At 45.7% G+C, this 15,338-nt stretch carries 17 protein-coding genes and 1 other annotated feature; of the genes, 10 read left to right on the forward strand and 7 right to left on the reverse strand.

All coding sequences use genetic code 11. From position 1 onward, the window contains the following. Positions 1 to 252 precede the first annotated feature (252 nt). Positions 253 to 945, forward strand: coding sequence for a pseudouridine synthase (locus CHH60_RS00220; protein ID WP_095357338.1), 693 nt, complete (start codon positions 253 to 255; stop codon positions 943 to 945). Between the two features lie 124 nt (positions 946 to 1,069). Here the strand turns inward: CHH60_RS00220 and CHH60_RS00225 are convergent, their stop codons facing one another. The 3 genes from CHH60_RS00225 to CHH60_RS00235 all read right to left on the reverse strand — a co-directional run bounded on the left by CHH60_RS00225 (position 1,070) and on the right by CHH60_RS00235 (position 4,246). Next, a complete protein-coding gene (locus tag CHH60_RS00225; protein ID WP_095357339.1) occupies positions 1,070 to 1,990 on the reverse strand; it encodes a DMT family transporter in 921 nt (306 codons plus the stop codon). Then, positions 1,987 to 2,841, reverse strand: coding sequence for an AraC family ligand binding domain-containing protein (locus CHH60_RS00230; protein ID WP_095357340.1), 855 nt, complete (start codon positions 2,839 to 2,841; stop codon positions 1,987 to 1,989). The genes CHH60_RS00225 and CHH60_RS00230 overlap by 4 nt, the downstream gene beginning before the upstream one ends. 151 nt (positions 2,842 to 2,992) lie before the next feature. Continuing rightward, positions 2,993 to 4,246 (reverse strand): cytochrome P450, encoded by a 1,254-nt coding sequence (locus CHH60_RS00235; protein WP_095357341.1) that lies wholly within the window; start codon positions 4,244 to 4,246, stop codon positions 2,993 to 2,995. 106 nt (positions 4,247 to 4,352) lie between these two features. Here CHH60_RS00235 and CHH60_RS00240 point away from each other — a divergent pair, with 106 nt between their 5' ends. From CHH60_RS00240 to tyrS, 9 genes are all read left to right on the forward strand, one after another. Further along, positions 4,353 to 5,501, forward strand: coding sequence for a YhgE/Pip domain-containing protein (locus CHH60_RS00240; RefSeq protein WP_255247753.1), 1,149 nt, complete (start codon positions 4,353 to 4,355; stop codon positions 5,499 to 5,501). Positions 5,502 to 5,575: 74 nt separating this feature from the next. Beyond that, entirely contained in the window at positions 5,576 to 6,121 is a 546-nt protein-coding gene (locus tag CHH60_RS00245) for a PadR family transcriptional regulator (protein ID WP_095357343.1), read from the forward strand. Positions 6,122 to 6,308: 187 nt separating this feature from the next. Then, positions 6,309 to 6,617: a Dabb family protein gene (locus CHH60_RS00250; protein ID WP_095357344.1), complete on the forward strand. Its 309-nt coding sequence runs from the start codon at positions 6,309 to 6,311 to the stop codon at positions 6,615 to 6,617. Positions 6,618 to 6,644: 27 nt separating this feature from the next. Beyond that, positions 6,645 to 6,800: a hypothetical protein gene (locus CHH60_RS29660; protein ID WP_176475919.1), complete on the forward strand. Its 156-nt coding sequence runs from the start codon at positions 6,645 to 6,647 to the stop codon at positions 6,798 to 6,800. A gap of 214 nt (positions 6,801 to 7,014) precedes the next feature. Continuing rightward, the gene (locus CHH60_RS00255; protein ID WP_095357345.1) at positions 7,015 to 8,334 is read left to right on the forward strand and encodes a nucleobase:cation symporter-2 family protein; all 1,320 of its coding nucleotides are present in this window, start codon (positions 7,015 to 7,017) and stop codon (positions 8,332 to 8,334) included. 292 nt (positions 8,335 to 8,626) lie between these two features. Then, entirely contained in the window at positions 8,627 to 10,096 is a 1,470-nt protein-coding gene (locus CHH60_RS00260; protein WP_095357346.1) for a protein adenylyltransferase SelO, read from the forward strand. Positions 10,097 to 10,276: 180 nt separating this feature from the next. Then, positions 10,277 to 10,747, forward strand: coding sequence for an Imm63 family immunity protein (locus tag CHH60_RS00265; protein ID WP_095357347.1), 471 nt, complete (start codon positions 10,277 to 10,279; stop codon positions 10,745 to 10,747). Further along, entirely contained in the window at positions 10,740 to 11,186 is a 447-nt protein-coding gene (locus tag CHH60_RS00270; RefSeq protein ID WP_095357578.1) for a DMP19 family protein, read from the forward strand. Before CHH60_RS00265 ends, CHH60_RS00270 begins: the two co-directional genes overlap by 8 nt. Before the next feature lie 101 nt (positions 11,187 to 11,287). Then, positions 11,288 to 11,510 (forward strand) — a binding site (T-box leader). 119 nt (positions 11,511 to 11,629) lie between these two features. Further along, a complete protein-coding gene (gene tyrS, locus CHH60_RS00275) occupies positions 11,630 to 12,889 on the forward strand; it encodes a tyrosine--tRNA ligase (RefSeq protein ID WP_095286666.1) in 1,260 nt (419 codons plus the stop codon). 158 nt (positions 12,890 to 13,047) lie between these two features. On the opposite strand, the gene CHH60_RS00280 is transcribed toward tyrS, so the two are convergent. The 4 genes from CHH60_RS00280 to CHH60_RS00295 form a co-directional block, all read right to left on the reverse strand. Beyond that, on the reverse strand, positions 13,048 to 13,326 hold the full coding sequence (locus CHH60_RS00280) for a YxcD family protein (RefSeq protein WP_095286418.1): 279 nt from the start codon (positions 13,324 to 13,326) through the stop codon (positions 13,048 to 13,050). Positions 13,327 to 13,331: 5 nt separating this feature from the next. Beyond that, positions 13,332 to 13,832 (reverse strand): hypothetical protein, encoded by a 501-nt coding sequence (locus CHH60_RS00285; RefSeq protein ID WP_095357348.1) that lies wholly within the window; start codon positions 13,830 to 13,832, stop codon positions 13,332 to 13,334. Between the two features lie 100 nt (positions 13,833 to 13,932). Continuing rightward, positions 13,933 to 14,499, reverse strand: coding sequence for a PadR family transcriptional regulator (locus CHH60_RS00290; protein WP_095286420.1), 567 nt, complete (start codon positions 14,497 to 14,499; stop codon positions 13,933 to 13,935). Positions 14,500 to 14,687: 188 nt separating this feature from the next. Then, positions 14,688 to 15,248 (reverse strand): beta-class carbonic anhydrase, encoded by a 561-nt coding sequence (locus tag CHH60_RS00295; RefSeq protein WP_095357349.1) that lies wholly within the window; start codon positions 15,246 to 15,248, stop codon positions 14,688 to 14,690. Positions 15,249 to 15,338 lie beyond the last annotated feature (90 nt).

Raw genomic sequence — 15,338 nt, forward strand, 5'->3', positions numbered from 1 at the left:
CCAGCCGTGCGTATGTAATACGTCTTGTTCGTCAGCAGTTAGTATCCGTTCGATACACCGTCACCTGTCGCTCGCTGTCGTACTCGCCATTGGCATGCTGATACAGCTTCTTAAGCACTCTCATGCATTGTTTGTCCATGAGCATCTCCTCAAAGGTAGTTGTTTATCCTAAGACTTTCGTATAGGCTTCATTGCTTCCTTTCATTATAAATGAGATGATGGCTATATTACAGATATGAGAAGCGGTGAAGCATGCGAATTAATAAATACATAAGTGAAACGGGATTCTGCTCACGGAGAGAGACAGACCGCTTAATTGCAGCCGGACGCATTACGATCAATGGCGAGGTATGTGCAAAGGGAGCAGAGGTTGAAGCAGAAGATAGCGTCCTGATCGACGGCAAGGAAATCCCTCAGGTTGATCGCCAACCTGTATATCTGGCTCTGAACAAACCAATAGGTATTGTCTGTACGGCAGCACAACAAGTCGAGGGCAATATTATACAGTATGTGAATTATCCATCACGTATCTTTGCCGTTGGCAGGCTGGATAAAGCCTCGGAAGGTTTAATTTTGCTTACGAACGATGGAGAGATTGTTAATAAAATGATGCGCTCAGAGCATAATCATGAAAAAGAATACGTGGTGACCGTGGATAAACCGGTTACAGATGATTTCCTAAGAATGATGTCCCAAGGAGTCGAGATTCTAGACGTAATAACCAAGCCATGCAAAGTATATCGTCACAGTGAGAATATTTTTCGGATTATTCTGACACAGGGGCTTAACCTGCAAATTCGCAGAATGTGCAAAGCCCTGGGGTACAGAGTGCTGAAACTGGAGCGCATCCGTATTATGAATATAACACTGGATCAACTGGAGCGAGGACAATGGAGGCATCTGGAGAAGCATGAGCTGAGTACGCTGCTTGCCAGGCTGAATTAGCTAACTACTCCTAGCTTGGATAATAACATTTGTGCAAAAGGTAAGTCATCGCACGCAAACACAAAGAAGGCACTAATCCTGAAAGGATGAATGGTGCCTTCTTTGCGTTCCAAACGACCAGAGTCTAATGGCTCTCGGACAACTTCGATCCGAGGGCGTGCTTCCGAACTTTTCGTTCTGAGATGATTGAACCCAGGAGTGTTAACACCGCACCAAGCATGGTAATCCAAGTAATGGGTTCATGCAGCAGCAGTGCAGAGGCTAACAATGTAATTACAGGCACCAAATAAATGTAAACGCTGGTTTTCACTGCTCCCAGAAGGCTTACCGCCCTATTCCAGGTTGCAAAACACAACGCAGAAGCGCCTACCCCGAGAAAAAGAAGATTGGAAAGGTTGGTCAGATCGGCTAACCGCTCCATGTCAAAATGGAATTCGAACAGGAATAAGGCAGGGAGCATGAACAAAAGCCCGTAAAAGAACACTTTGCGTGTTGCACCAATGGTGTGATAGTGAAGATCGCCTATTTTACGCATAAGGACGGAATAGATTGCCCAGACAGCAGGAGCCACAAAAGCAAGCAGATCGCCCAGCGGATTTAGCTGCAGGCTGTAATGCCCATTGAACGCAATGATCACAATGCCTATCAAAGCAATAGCAAAACCGACGACAAAATGCCGAGATAACGGCTCATCCTTCAGGAAGAAATGTGCAAGCAAAGCGGTGAAGAAGGGTGCAATGGACACAATGACACCTGCGTTGGAAGCCAGTGTGAAAACAAGCGCGATATTTTCGATCAAAAAATACAATGTGACCCCGCACAGTCCGGCCGCCATAAAAAGCATCTCATCCCGAATCGTTGATATCCGCATCACACGAGGGTAGATCAGGAACAACAGCACATATCCAATCAGAAAACGAAACAACAAGATTTCCACAGGTGTAAAATCGATGAGCAGAATTTTTGTGGAGATAAAGGTGGTCCCCCAGATCAAAATCGTAAGCAAGGCGAGTAGGTGACCAGCCGTATGTTTATTTTCACTCATCGTGAAACACGGTCCTGCTGCCGTTGGGACTCGTATTCATGGTTAAAGATTCGGTGATATTGTTTGGGCGTCAAACCGATAAGTTTTTTGAAAAAGTTCGTAAAATGGCTCTGATCGCTGAATCCCGTCTGGGCGGATACCTCAAGCGGCAGCGTTCCTTGTTCCAATAAGCGTTTGGCCTGATTAATACGAATAGTTTCCAGATACCGATATGGTGAGATGCCCTTTTGGCGAGTAAATAGACGTACCAGATGATACTTGCTCATTCCACTTCGTTCAGCTAACTCACTCAGCGATATACTTTCCATGTAATGAGATTCTATGTATTCGCAGATACGCTTGATTTCGGTTGTGACATCCTGAGAAGAGATGGGGGATTCAACATCCGCATAATCCCGAAGCAGCTGTTCAAGCAGCAGGAGCAGCAGTTCTTCTTTGCCAAAATCGGATTGCTCCTCCAAAATCATCAAATGCAGGTCATGCAAAGAGCCGACCAATTCGTGTTGATAGAGTACGGGTGCTGTAAAGTGCGGCAGATAGTCTTGTCCGGTAATTTCGCGGGTGTATTCTCTCATGACCTCTGGCTGGATGTTGATACAGCGATAATCGAGTGTTCTTCCGTCAATCTGTTCACAGGCATGAGGGTCATGAGGGTTAAATACGATGATGTCGCCTGTATTCAGCACATACTCCTGATTATTGCAGACCAGATGTCGCTTGCCCTGCTCAATAAAACCAATGACATAATAGTCATGAAAGTGATTGGGGAATTTCTGCATAATGCCCTGGAATTGATAAGCTTCAAGCTGCAGATCGGTATCAAATACAACGGTTCGTATTTCGCGATTCATGCTGCACCTTCTTTCTCGTAAGTTCTTGTCATTATAAACGGAAAAGAAGGTAGGTTCTTGGACGATATTGCTCCCTCGCATGCTATTAATAGCAGGGCAGCAGAAAAAGAGCAGATTTCCTGCTCCTTTTCTGTTAACCATCTATAGCGTACTATTTATATAACCTTATGGGAAGGCTTGTCAGCGATTGTCCTGCTGCAGACGGAGTCAGGTGGTCTTCCAAAACGAATCCGCTGACAGGTTCAATGCTTGAGAAGGTTCTTAAAAATGTGGTCAAAACTATTTTGGCTTCCAGCCTAGCGAGAGGTGCACCCAGGCAGAAGTGTGTGCCGAAGCCAAAAGCGAGCTGTTTGTTATTGTTCGGACGATGAATATTCAATGTGAAAGGATCCTCGAACATGTCCTCATCCATGTTGGCTGCACTCATCCAGGCTACGATGGCGTCTCCTTTTTTAAGTTCAACCCCAAGCAGGTTATTATCCGCCTTGACCATGCGGTCCATTTTACTGATATGGAAACGGTACCGTAGCATTTCTTCCACTGCATTTCCAACTAGCTCTGGATTATCTCTCAGCTCCGTGTACAGTTCAGGCTTATCATAGAGCAGCGCATAGAAGGAATTGGCCAACAGGTTGCTTGTGGTTTCTATTCCTGCGCCCAGAATGAACATGGTGGTGCGTACAATGTCCTCATCCGTAAAATGTTCACCATCCACTTCGACCTGGATCAGGTCCGAGATGATGTCCTCGGCAAGATTTGTTCGTTTGGACACAACAAAAGGGTAAAGGTATTCGAAATATTGCTGACCCGCAATTTTCTTCATTTCATTGATCCGGCTAAAGGTTGCATCCGTGGTTGGCATGAAGAGAATATCTACCCATTCCTTAAATAGGAGCCTGTCTTTGGAAGGAATGCCAAGCAGATCAGACATGATGATTACTGGAAACATACTTGTGTAGGCTTGTACAATATCCACCTCGGGAAGCTGAGAAAATTCCGCGACTAACTCGTCTGCTGCGGCCTGAATGCGCGGTTCCCAAAGTTTGAGACTTCTTGGGGTAAATGCACTTGCTAATAATGATCTTCGCTTGCGGTGTTCCGGAGGATCGACGTTGTGAATATCCAGCTTGTCCGGAATGTGGTGCTCGCTGTCAGCACCTTCACCCTCACTTGAATACCCCACGTTTACAATCGATCTTTCTCTTACACTGGAGAAATGTTCATGATCATTCAATACGGTTTTGACCAAGTCATACTTGAACACATGCCAGGAATCCGTCTCTTCATTGTAAACGACAGGTTCCTGTTTGAGCATGTGGCGATACCAACGATAAGGACTAAACTCTTCTTCTTTCAATTGGAATTTCGTGATTTCAGACAGAGAAATAATCGTGCTCTTCTTCATTCATCTTACCTCCTTAGTTGGGGTCATTGACAAATATAACAAACAAGAGTACTTTAATTCAAGTAGTTTAAATTATAATAATAAGGTGGAGTAAAGAGTGAAGAGCATGCTGAAGCATAAAGGAGTCAAAGCGGGGATATTCATGATTGTGTTCTATCAGATTGTGATGCTGACCGTTTTCATGTCCGGATATAGCGCCATTCCCAAAAACGTAACGAATCTTACCGTGGCCATCGTTAATGAGGACCAACAATCTGGTACTGAATTTGTTCAGAAGCTGCAGGAGCAGCTCCCGTTCCATATCGTAACCGATGAGTCGTTGGAACAGGCGAAGACGGGTCTGGAAGACCGTGATATCCATATGGTGATACGTATACCTGGTGACTTTACGGAGAAACTGTCTGAACAGAGCGGCAAAGCGCAGCTGGAATATTTGATTAATGAATCTAACCCAACGACAATTACCAGTTCGATGAAAAGTGTAGCAGCAGAAATTACCGCTCAGATCAGCGCACAGGTTCAGGCTCAAAGCTTTGAAGCGGTATTGAACGGAATGCAGGTTCCTGCGGATCAATCCAAACAGATTGTGGAATCAACCACGGGCAAGGTCTCATCCAATATCGTCATGAGCAACCCACAGCCTGCCGGTATGCAAAATCAGATGGCGCCGATGTTCATCACGATGGCGCTCTATGTTGGAGCCATGATCTATGCCATGCAGAGCGTGGGCGGAATGCAGCAGTTTCGTGCACAAATGGGAAAATGGAAAGCCTTCTTTGCCCTGCGGGGGGCGAACCTGCTCATATCCCTGATTGCTCCTCTGGTTGGAGTAGGCATCTACTTCATGGTTCAAGGGTATGGGGTTGAAGTCTTTCTGAAAATGTGGCTGGTGCATAGTCTGCAATTATTCGTGTCGATCGAATTTACAAGTATCTTCATCATGCTTCTCGGTCAGGGAGGTATGCTGATCAACATGATATTCGTGCTAAGTCAATCCATTGCCAACGGTACGTCCATGTCACTTGAAATGATGCCTGGATATTTCAAATTCGTCAGTCAGATCACGCCGATGTTCTATTCCACGCATTTGGATTACAATATTCTCTTCGGTGGTGGCAGAACGGCCCATTATGCGATCGGACTTGCGCTGGTTGGACTGGTCGCTTTCGTTCTCAATGCAGCGATTCACCATTTCAAACATGCCAAGCAAACCAATCCGCTGCAAGAGTCTTCACAACAGCCCGCTATAGTATAAAATAAGAAATAAAAGGGCTCAGGCGAATTTGTAAGAAGCTGTGCCCTTGGTAAGAGCAGAATGGGGGCAGTCACATGTCAATTCAAATATTTATTCTTGGTGCATTAAGTGAAGGGAATTGTTATCCCTATGATATCAAAAAGCAAATAGGCAAACATTTGGATCAGACCGAGGCCAAAATCACGGAAGGTACGATCTATTACAATTTCGAAGTGCTGCATAAGAAGGGGCTAATCGAGAAGATTGAAACGATCCAGAGTGAGAATAGACCAGACAAAACGATGTATGGGATCACTGATCAAGGACGGCTAGCACTGGAAGAGAGCATCTATAAAGTATTTCAGAAATTCACGAGCATTCAGTCCCTTTATGCAGCGCTGGTTAATCTGGATAAGGTGGATAATCAGAAGATCGCATATCTTATTGAAGATATAATCGTGAAACAAAGAAAAAAACTCGATTATATTGACGAGCAGAAACCAGAGGAGATCGAGGTAAGTGAGGATTTGATGGATGCTCTGTGGCTGATGAGGGATCATGCTTATCACACGATTGAGAGCAACATTGCATGGTTGGAGAAGCTCCTTCACCATGTTCAGAGCAGAGCGTTAAGGCATTAAGCACGTTTAGCGTCACTGTGTCTGCGAAGGGGTGCGTCAGGTCAGCGATAGTCTGGCTTTGAACGCACCTTTTTTCGTCTAAAGTTCGAAGCAGAATCAGGAGCTCAGATTGAAACATATGGAAAAAACATATAGAATCTGAACTATGTCGTAAATGAACATTTTATAACGAAGGAGAGGAAATTTCATGTTCGAACATCTGGTGGTATTCAAATTCAACGATAAAATTACGCCGGCAAAACAGCAGGAATTTGTCTCACAATTGCTCGCCTTGCAGGACGAGATTCCTGGGATCATCGATCTGACTGCCGGAATCAATGTAACGGAAGAGACGGATCATATTCAGGGATTCACGCTTGGATTAAGAGTGACGTTTGAAGACCAAGAAGCCTTGCGTGCATATGGTCCGCATCCTGCGCATCAGGCTTTTGTAGCTTCCCTTAACGGATGGGTAGAGAATGTAATTGTAACGGACTTTCCGATCCCTTCGAAATAAGGCAGGTCATGTAGGAGAACACTAAGCATGAGTTTAAATATCAGACCGTATCGTTTGGAAGATTTAAGCGATCTGGAGTACGAAGTTCATATCGGGAGTCCTCCAATGAAAATTCCGATGATGATTAAATCGATTGAACAGCAGGCTGGCACATGTAGTGCTGGCTTTTTTCTATTCTCCTGATATTCATTAAAAAATGTAGTGCGATGTTAAATAATGTTACACTAGAAATCGGGTGTTTTGTTTCGTTTGCCCAAAAAGATACGATCTCTTTATCTCCTGTAACAATTCTCGTTCATGTATCATGGAAGTTTTCGAAATAGTTTATATAATGTGAATCAACATAACATGATTATTCAGTGCGATGGGTTGATTCTAATTTCGGGGGCGAGCGCGGATGAACGAAACAAAAAAAATGAGAATTTTTTCACTGGGGATTCAACATGTATTGGCCATGTATGCCGGGGCAATTCTGGTACCTTTACTCGTGGGAAGAGCCTTGAATCTGACTGCAGAGCAGCTGGCATATCTGGTATCCATTGACCTGCTCACATGCGGTGTTGCAACGTGGCTGCAGGCTCGGAAGGGAAAGTATCTGGGCATTGGTTTGCCAGCAGTACTCGGTAGTTCTTTTGTAGCTGTTACGCCCATGATCGCCATCGGATCTCAGTATGGTATTCCAGCCATTTATGGGTCCATCATAGCAGCTGGTTTATTTATCGTCATCTGTGCCGTATTTTTCAGCAAAATCGTCAAGCTGTTTCCTCCCGTTGTCATTGGTACCGTGGTAACCATTATTGGTCTAGCACTTATTCCTACCGGTATTAAGAATATGGCTGGCGGGGCAAATAGTGAGAACTTCGGAAGCGTGGACAATCTGGCACTTTCTTTCGGAGTACTGCTCTTTATTTTGATACTGAACCGGTATGCTCGGGGTTTCGTTAAATCTCTTGCCGTCCTGATTGGCATCATCGCAGGAACACTCATTGCCGCTCTCATGGGAAAAGTGAATTTCTCTCCTGTACAAGAAGCGTCATGGTTCCACTTGCCACAACCCTTTTATTTCGGAATGCCAACATTTGAGCTTGGCCCGATTATTACAATGATCATCGTAGGTACTGTCGTGATTATCGAGTCAACGGGTGTGTTTATGGCTTTGAGCAAAATTTGCGATCAGCCCATCAATGAGAAGGATCTGGCTCGCGGTTATCGTGCAGAGGGCTTGGCTTTTGTACTTGGCGGGATATTCAATGCCTTCCCATATAATACATTCGCTCAGAATGTCGGGCTCGTTCAATTGTCCAAGGTGAAAACAACAAATGTTGTGGTTGCAGCCGGAGGCATTCTCGTCTTCCTTGGACTCATTCCGAAGGTAGCAGCATTTGCAACCATTATCCCAAGTGCAGTATTAGGCGGTGCAACAGTGGTTCTGTTCGGTATGGTCGTATCCTCTGGAATCAAAATGCTGCAAACCGTCGATTTTGGCAAGCAGTCCAACCTGTTGATCGTCGCTTGTTCGGTTTCGCTCGGGCTTGGTGTTACAGCCGTACCAGACCTGTTTGCCCAGCTGCCACAAAGCATTCGGATCATTGTGAGCGATGGCATTATCACAGGAAGTCTGTCAGCGATTCTGCTCAATATCTTTTTCAATCTTGGTTTCAAAAAGGAAAGTCTGCCTGTTCAGCCTGTAGCCGGAACTCAGGAGGCACATACCTAATTCCATCTTAACTGAATAATATCGAATTAAACGAGAAAGCCCACATCGAATTCATTGCTGGAAAGAGTGGAAAACATCATTCTTCCTAATGAATACCTTGTGGGCTTATTTGGCTGTCGGACACCATGAAACATGCAAACACCCAACAAATATGCTAAAGTTTCCTTATGAACAGATGATATGTTCATCATTTCGAAATTCCATGCGACTACATAAATGAGCATTGGTTCACACAGGCTACATGAATACAAACAGAGGAGTTCCTTTGTTGAGGAGAAGGAGTGGAGTGCACATGGAAAAGGATAAGTTAGGCGCAGGCTGGAATTTGGACAATAGTTACGCCCGGCTGCCGCAGACCTTTTATACGAGTCAGGGTGCAGTACCGGTACAGTCACCTGAGCTTGTCATCTTTAATGAAACCCTTGCGGCCAGCCTCGGACTGAATGCTGAAACGCTGAACAGCAAGGAAGGGGCAGCAATTTTTGCAGGCAATGAAATTCCGCCTGGAGCCGAGCCTCTGGCCCAAGCTTACGCAGGCCATCAATTTGGCAATTTCAACATGCTTGGTGATGGACGGGCATTGCTGCTGGGTGAACAGATTACGCCACGTGGCGAGAGGGTGGACATTCAGCTCAAAGGTTCGGGCAGAACGCCATACTCCCGTGGAGGAGATGGTCGGGCGGCGATCGGACCGATGCTGCGTGAATATATTATCAGCGAAGCCATGGAAGCACTGGGTATCCCTACAACGAGAAGTTTGGCGGTCGTGACGACTGGAGAAAGCATTATTCGTGAAACGGAACGACCGGGTGCCATATTAACTCGAGTCGCTTCAAGTCACATCCGCGTGGCAACCTTTCAGTATGCAGCTAGATGGGGAACTGTAGACGAACTGAGAGCACTGGCGGACTATACGCTGGAACGGCATTTTCCTGACATTCCTTTGGATCATAACCGTTACTTGAACTTCCTCCGGGAAGTCATCAAACGACAGGCTTCACTGATAGCCAAATGGCAGAATGTTGGATTTATCCACGGCGTCATGAATACGGACAATATGGCCATCGGGGGAGAAACGATTGATTACGGGCCTTGTGCTTTTATGGATGCTTATAATCCAGCAACAGTCTTTAGTTCAATCGATACGCAAGGCCGCTATGCCTACGGCAATCAACCCTATATTGCGGGCTGGAATCTGGCTCGTCTTGCGGAGACATTACTGCCGCTGCTGCATGAACATGAAGATGTGGCCATACAGATTGCACAGGATGCCATTTCCCAATTTTCGGAGCAGTATCATCTAGAATGGTTATCCGGCATGCGTGCCAAGCTGGGATTATTGACAGAAGAGGACGAAGATGAAACGCTGATGAAAGATTTTCTGGAACTGATGGAAAAGCAATCGGCGGACTTCACGAATACGTTTTTAGCTTTAACTTTTGATAAGTGGGAGAACTCGAATCTTAACGAAGCACCGGAATTTGCGGAATGGAACGAACGCTGGAAAGCCAGACTGGGCCGGCAGTCTGGATCAAAAGAGGCTGTAGAGCAATTGATGAAGAGCAGCAATCCTGCAATCATCCCACGGAATCATAGAGTGGAAGAGGCGCTTGAACGGGCAGAGAATGATGGGGATTATAGCGTAATGAATCAGCTGCTAGCCGTTCTCCGGGAACCTTACGCACATACACCGGAACAGGAAGAATACGCCACATTGCCGACGACCTGTGATCCATCTTATCGGACATTTTGCGGAACCTGATGGGGAGTGCAGATTCAGCCTTCAGTTTGAAAATTTTCAGATTGAAAATACAATCATAAGTTGCAATAGGTACCTTGTGAGTACAAGCAACCTGGTGATCACGAAGAAGCTGCCACCGGCAGCTTTTTCATGATCATGTCATGGGGAAGAAATTTAATGAATTACAGGTGGTGAGCTGCCATGTCAGATGTTTTAACGAAACAGGAATTAGTAGTAAAACTGCTTGAACTGTTATCCCAAACAGACTTTGACCAAGAACAGAGCAATACATATGTTAACCGTCTATTAGACCCGTTCAAATGGGAAGGCGTGCCTTATGTTGAAATGGAAAATGGAACCTATATTGTCACCATCTATGAACGTGGAATGCCCATGTTGGAGAAAAAGTTGAAGCAGACCGAGATGGTTATCTACTGGCTGCTGGAGGATATTATTTTTACCACGGTGCATGTGGAGATGTTGAAAAAGTACGACGTAGATAATATCAACACTCATTTGAAATACACGAGCGAAGTGATACAAGAAATGGACCGCAACGTAATGAACGCTTTTCAGCAATTGGGAGAACCCTATTTGCACTGGCATCAAACCGGTAAACGCCATGAACTGGAGAGCATGCAGACTAGGGGAAGGGATGAAGGGCATGACTAATCAAGATATTCATGATGTATGGTATGATTATGCGTTGAAGTTTGTAGACAAAAAGAACAAACAAGAACAGGGATGGTCGGGATTAACATCCGAGGAGCAGGAAATTGCAGCCTTATGGCTGTTGGAAGTAGACGTATATAACGGTGGGTTCATTCAATTTTTCTGCAATTGGGGAGAAGAAGCATATCTTCATGTTTTGCGGGCATTACATACGATTGGTGCGAACCAGGTGCTGGGCAATATTCAGGAGCAGTATCGCTTGATCGAGCATTTGGCGGATGATGAAAGGCTGACAGCATTATGGGACATTCCCCGTTTACTCACGACAGAAGAGGAACTGAGGTTGGATACTCTGGATCAGCGTTTGTGGGATAATGAGGATCAGATTGCGGGAAAGGCGTATACGTATTATCATAGGAAGCTGATTATAGAGGCATAGTATAAAAGAGCAGTGTCTCTTTTTGCTGTACGGTGAGCAGATTGAATACAGGCTCTTGCAATGGGTTGAACGTTCGGCTATACTGGCTATAATCTAATACATGAATTACGTTGATGGAGCGCAGTAGCGGCTTTGTCCCTGTTACAGAAAGTCAGGGGTTGATGGAACCTGATACATACAAGGGCTGCGAATTACACTCTGGAGTACTTGGGTAATGCCAAGCGGAATGGGCAAACGATATATTGCCAAAAGCGGTATGGATGATGCGTAAGCATCTGTTCATGCAAGTTGGGTGGTACCACGGTTATGATAATCGTCCCTATGTCTAATGAAGACAAGGAGGCGATTTTTTTGTGTCCAAAAAAGCTGCTCCCATCTGTATTTTTGACCATTAACGTAGTCCATGACTGAAGAACGATTAGAAGAGAAAGGGGTTGTTTGGGTTGAATATTATTGATGAACTTGAATGGCGTGACGCCATAAACCAACAGACGGATGCGGAGGGGCTGCGTGAGCTGACCGAAACCAAGTCGATCTCCTTGTACTGTGGGGTTGACCCAACTGGAGACAGTATGCACATCGGTCACCTGATTCCGTTCATGATGCTGAAACGTTTTCAACTTGCGGGACATCGTCCAGTGATCCTGATTGGGGGAGCAACGGGTACAATTGGTGACCCAAGTGGACGTCAATCCGAGCGTTCGCTGCAAACACTGGAACAGGTCCAAGAAAATGTCAATAAGCTGACAGCACAGATGAAAAAACTGTTTGTAACCGAAGGCGACAACCAGGTTCGCATGGTGAACAACTACGACTGGACACATCAAATTAACGTCATCGAGTTTTTGCGTGATTACGGGAAAAACTTCAATCTTAACACGATGCTGGCAAAAGATGTCGTGGCGAGCAGACTGGAAGGCGGAATCTCGTTCACCGAGTTTTCCTACCAGATCCTGCAGTCTCTGGATTACCATCATCTGTTCCAAAACGAGGATGTGCAGCTGCAAATCGGTGGCTCCGATCAATGGGGGAATATCACGAGTGGTCTGGACCTCATCCGCAAGAAAGAAGGATCTGAAGCAAGAGCTTACGGGCTGACAATCCCTCTGATGCTCAAAGCCGATGGTACAAAATTCGGTAAAACCGCGGGCGGTGCGATCTGGTTGGATCCGGACAAAACGACACCATTCGAATTCTACCAGTTCTGGGCGAATACGGATGATCGCGATGTCATCAAATACTTGAAATACTTCACCTTCCTTAGCAAAGAGGAAATTGAAGCTTTGGCTGAAAAGGTAGAGACCGAGCCGCACAAACGTGAAGCGCAGAAGGCACTCGCCGAAGAAATGACAAAATTCGTTCACGGCGAAGAGATGCTGGAGCAAGCTAAACGTATTACCGCAGCGCTATTCAGTGGAGATATTCGCTCCCTGACAGCCGATGAGATCGAGCAGGGCTTCAAGGAAATGCCTACGTTTGAAACAGACGGCGAAGCCAAAAACATCGTTGACTGGCTGGTGGATCTGGGCCTTGAGCCATCCAAACGCCAAGCGCGTGAGGATGTCACCAAAGGTGCGATCTCTATGAACGGAGAGAAGATTACAGAGCTGGAATTTACAGTGTCTGCGGAGCATGCGATTGGTGGCAAGTTCATTATTATTCGTAAAGGCAAGAAGAACTACAGCCTTGTGAAATTGAAGTAGGAACGTACCGTATCACGAATATCTTGGGAAGAACAACGTAAGGTTAAATTCCCAGGATATTCATCATTCTCAAGGTGAACAAAAGGGCCGTCTCCACTAATGTCAATGACATTAGGGAGACGGCCCTTTAACAAATCATCCGCAAATAATTGATTTGATTATTGATTCACAATGGCTGTAATCTCTTCGTCCAGATCAAGTCTGACGTTTTCACGGTAAGCCCGGATGTTGTATTCGCTGTGCAGGTAGCGCAGGATCGCTTCTATCATGTTGGATTCAACCAAGTATTGACTACGGCCTTGAATCCAGACTTCAGCGGAGTATCCCGTATCTTCTTCCCAGCTCAGTTCAACATTGACATCAGTCGGGCGCACACCTTTGCGTTCAGCCATGTGAAGACAGATTGCATTAACAATCTCATCCATGCTTAGAACCATAATGATTAGTACCGTCCGTTTCTGTTGCGGTCATCATCATCACGATCATTGCGGCGGTCATAGCGACCATCTGCAGCCGGTTTACGGCGATTTGCAATTGCTCTGAAGAGTGCCATTGCCAGCATAACGATCAGCATGATCGCAGCCACGTTTACAAGCAATCCAAGGATGTTACCAAGAGCTCCCATGCCACCGAACAATCCGCCGAACATCATACCGGCCAGACCACCCAGCATCATGCCTTTCATGAATCCGCCGCCACCGCCGAAGAATCCGCCACGGTTCGTTGCAGCTGCGCCTGTACCTGAGTTGTTGTTCGAGTTGGACTGACTCACATTGTTGTCGGATTTCTTAGGTGTGTTGGTATAACTCTTTGTGCCTGATTTGAAACCGCCACCACGTCTTGCGTCAGCAGAATCCGGATTTGCTACGCCAACTGTTGCGAACAACAGAGTGAAAGCCATAAAAACCATCATCAGATGTTTAATTCCAAATTTTTTCTTCATTGTAAAGATCGTAACCCCCCGATTAAATTGTGTGATCAACCCTAAAAATGGGCCTTACTCATGTAATACGGTCTAAAAGCAGGAACGTTTCAAATTTTTATTAATTTTCCGAAATAATCGGACAAGGGTCCTGAATGGCTGCCTGACCATCCAGCAGCTGAGTCACCCAGTTGCACCATTCTAGGCCGGTCTGGGCATTCATTAATCCCTTTTGAACCAAAATGTAGCTCCCAAATTCCCGGCTGCCTACGCGGAGGTTATCCTGAGGGATGCGGGACTTCAGATCCTCGAAATACCGGATGCGCTCCATAAACCAGTTTTTGCGCTCATTCAGAATGCGTCTCATGCTTCCATCTTCGGCGATGCCGACACACAAAATACGCAAATTGAATTCGTCACGCGTTACCGGAGCGGTAACAGGAGTAATCATCCAGCCGAGCAGTTTCTCGATACCTTTTTCCGTGACTGCATACATTTTTTTGTCCGGTTTGTCAGACTGTTGCACCCAGCGGGAAGATAATAGTTCATCATTTTCCATCTTGGACAGGAGCGGGTAGATCTGACTGTGTTTGGCTTGCCAATGAGGCTGGATCTTCAGCATCAGATCGTAACCAGACGACTCCTCGCGGGTAAGCAGCCCGAGCAATCCGTAGGAAAGTATGTTCATGCACATGTCTCCTTAATATTAGGGCTGGGCCAGTGAAAACAATGGATATTGTCATCAATGACCGCTTTCATAAAAGTGTACACTGAAACTGTATGGTTTGACAACCTGACAGCATAACTGCCTCAATTTAGACAAAAAAAGAGTGCGGACCTTGAGGTCCGCACCCAAACCATTTAGAGAGATGCCTGTTACTCGTACCCTTCAACTACAAGCTCAAGCTGGCCTGTAGAGGAATCGATAATCATGCCGTGAACGGGTACTCCCTGTGGAAACAGGGGATGATTTTTGATGACTCCTACAGTATGTTTTACCCCTTCATCCACACTGTTAAACCCTCGAAGCCAATTGTTCAAATTGATTCCGGAGTTGTCCAGAGCATTTATGACTTCCTTGGATACACCGCGGTCAAGCATGTGGCCAATCATGGTGTCTGCTTGCAAAGAGGCCATACCGCACTCGGTGTGACCGACAACAACAACTTCGTCTGCCCCGAGCTCATAAATAGCTACAAGCACGCTTCGCATAACAGAACCGAAAGGTTGAGAGATAATGGCGCCTGCCGTTTTAAGGATTTTAACCTCACCATTCTTCAAATTCATCGCTTTAGGCAGCAGTTCCACCAGACGGGTGTCCATGCATGTGATAATTGCCATTTTTTTAGTTGGAAACTTACCGGCCGTATACTTTTCGTATTCTTTTGTCTCGACAAATGATTTGTTGTACGCCAAAATCTCTTGAATGTTGTTCATGTCCATTGCCTCCTGTTATCCAATACGATGAGCACGGCTGCTTGCATCGGTATGCAGCTTGTCCTAAGCCCTGCTCTTAATTATACCACG

Origin of the sequence: Paenibacillus sp. 7523-1 (genome assembly GCF_002276415.1) — a bacterium.
In the GTDB taxonomy this organism is placed as follows: Bacteria; Bacillota; Bacilli; order Paenibacillales; family Paenibacillaceae; genus Paenibacillus; species Paenibacillus illinoisensis_A.

Bases quoted from the DNA above. Each gene is read 5' to 3' on its own strand.
- CHH60_RS00265 (WP_095357347.1), top strand. From the start codon at position 10,277: ATGTCAGATGTTTTAACGAAACAGGAATTAGTAGTAAAACTGCTTGAA.
- CHH60_RS00240 (WP_255247753.1), top strand. From the start codon at position 4,353: ATGCTGAAGCATAAAGGAGTCAAAGCGGGGATATTCATGATTGTGTTC.
- CHH60_RS00255 (WP_095357345.1), top strand. From the start codon at position 7,015: ATGAACGAAACAAAAAAAATGAGAATTTTTTCACTGGGGATTCAACAT.
- CHH60_RS00295 (WP_095357349.1), bottom strand. From the start codon at position 15,248: ATGAACAACATTCAAGAGATTTTGGCGTACAACAAATCATTTGTCGAG.
- CHH60_RS00280 (WP_095286418.1), bottom strand. From the start codon at position 13,326: ATGGTTCTAAGCATGGATGAGATTGTTAATGCAATCTGTCTTCACATG.
- CHH60_RS29660 (WP_176475919.1), top strand. From the start codon at position 6,645: ATGAGTTTAAATATCAGACCGTATCGTTTGGAAGATTTAAGCGATCTG.
- CHH60_RS00245 (WP_095357343.1), top strand. From the start codon at position 5,576: ATGTCAATTCAAATATTTATTCTTGGTGCATTAAGTGAAGGGAATTGT.
- CHH60_RS00260 (WP_095357346.1), top strand. From the start codon at position 8,627: ATGGAAAAGGATAAGTTAGGCGCAGGCTGGAATTTGGACAATAGTTAC.
- CHH60_RS00230 (WP_095357340.1), bottom strand. From the start codon at position 2,841: ATGAATCGCGAAATACGAACCGTTGTATTTGATACCGATCTGCAGCTT.
- CHH60_RS00250 (WP_095357344.1), top strand. From the start codon at position 6,309: ATGTTCGAACATCTGGTGGTATTCAAATTCAACGATAAAATTACGCCG.
- CHH60_RS00235 (WP_095357341.1), bottom strand. From the start codon at position 4,246: ATGAAGAAGAGCACGATTATTTCTCTGTCTGAAATCACGAAATTCCAA.
- CHH60_RS00285 (WP_095357348.1), bottom strand. From the start codon at position 13,832: ATGAAGAAAAAATTTGGAATTAAACATCTGATGATGGTTTTTATGGCT.
- CHH60_RS00225 (WP_095357339.1), bottom strand. From the start codon at position 1,990: ATGAGTGAAAATAAACATACGGCTGGTCACCTACTCGCCTTGCTTACG.
- CHH60_RS00270 (WP_095357578.1), top strand. From the start codon at position 10,740: ATGACTAATCAAGATATTCATGATGTATGGTATGATTATGCGTTGAAG.
- CHH60_RS00290 (WP_095286420.1), bottom strand. From the start codon at position 14,499: ATGAACATACTTTCCTACGGATTGCTCGGGCTGCTTACCCGCGAGGAG.
- CHH60_RS00220 (WP_095357338.1), top strand. From the start codon at position 253: ATGCGAATTAATAAATACATAAGTGAAACGGGATTCTGCTCACGGAGA.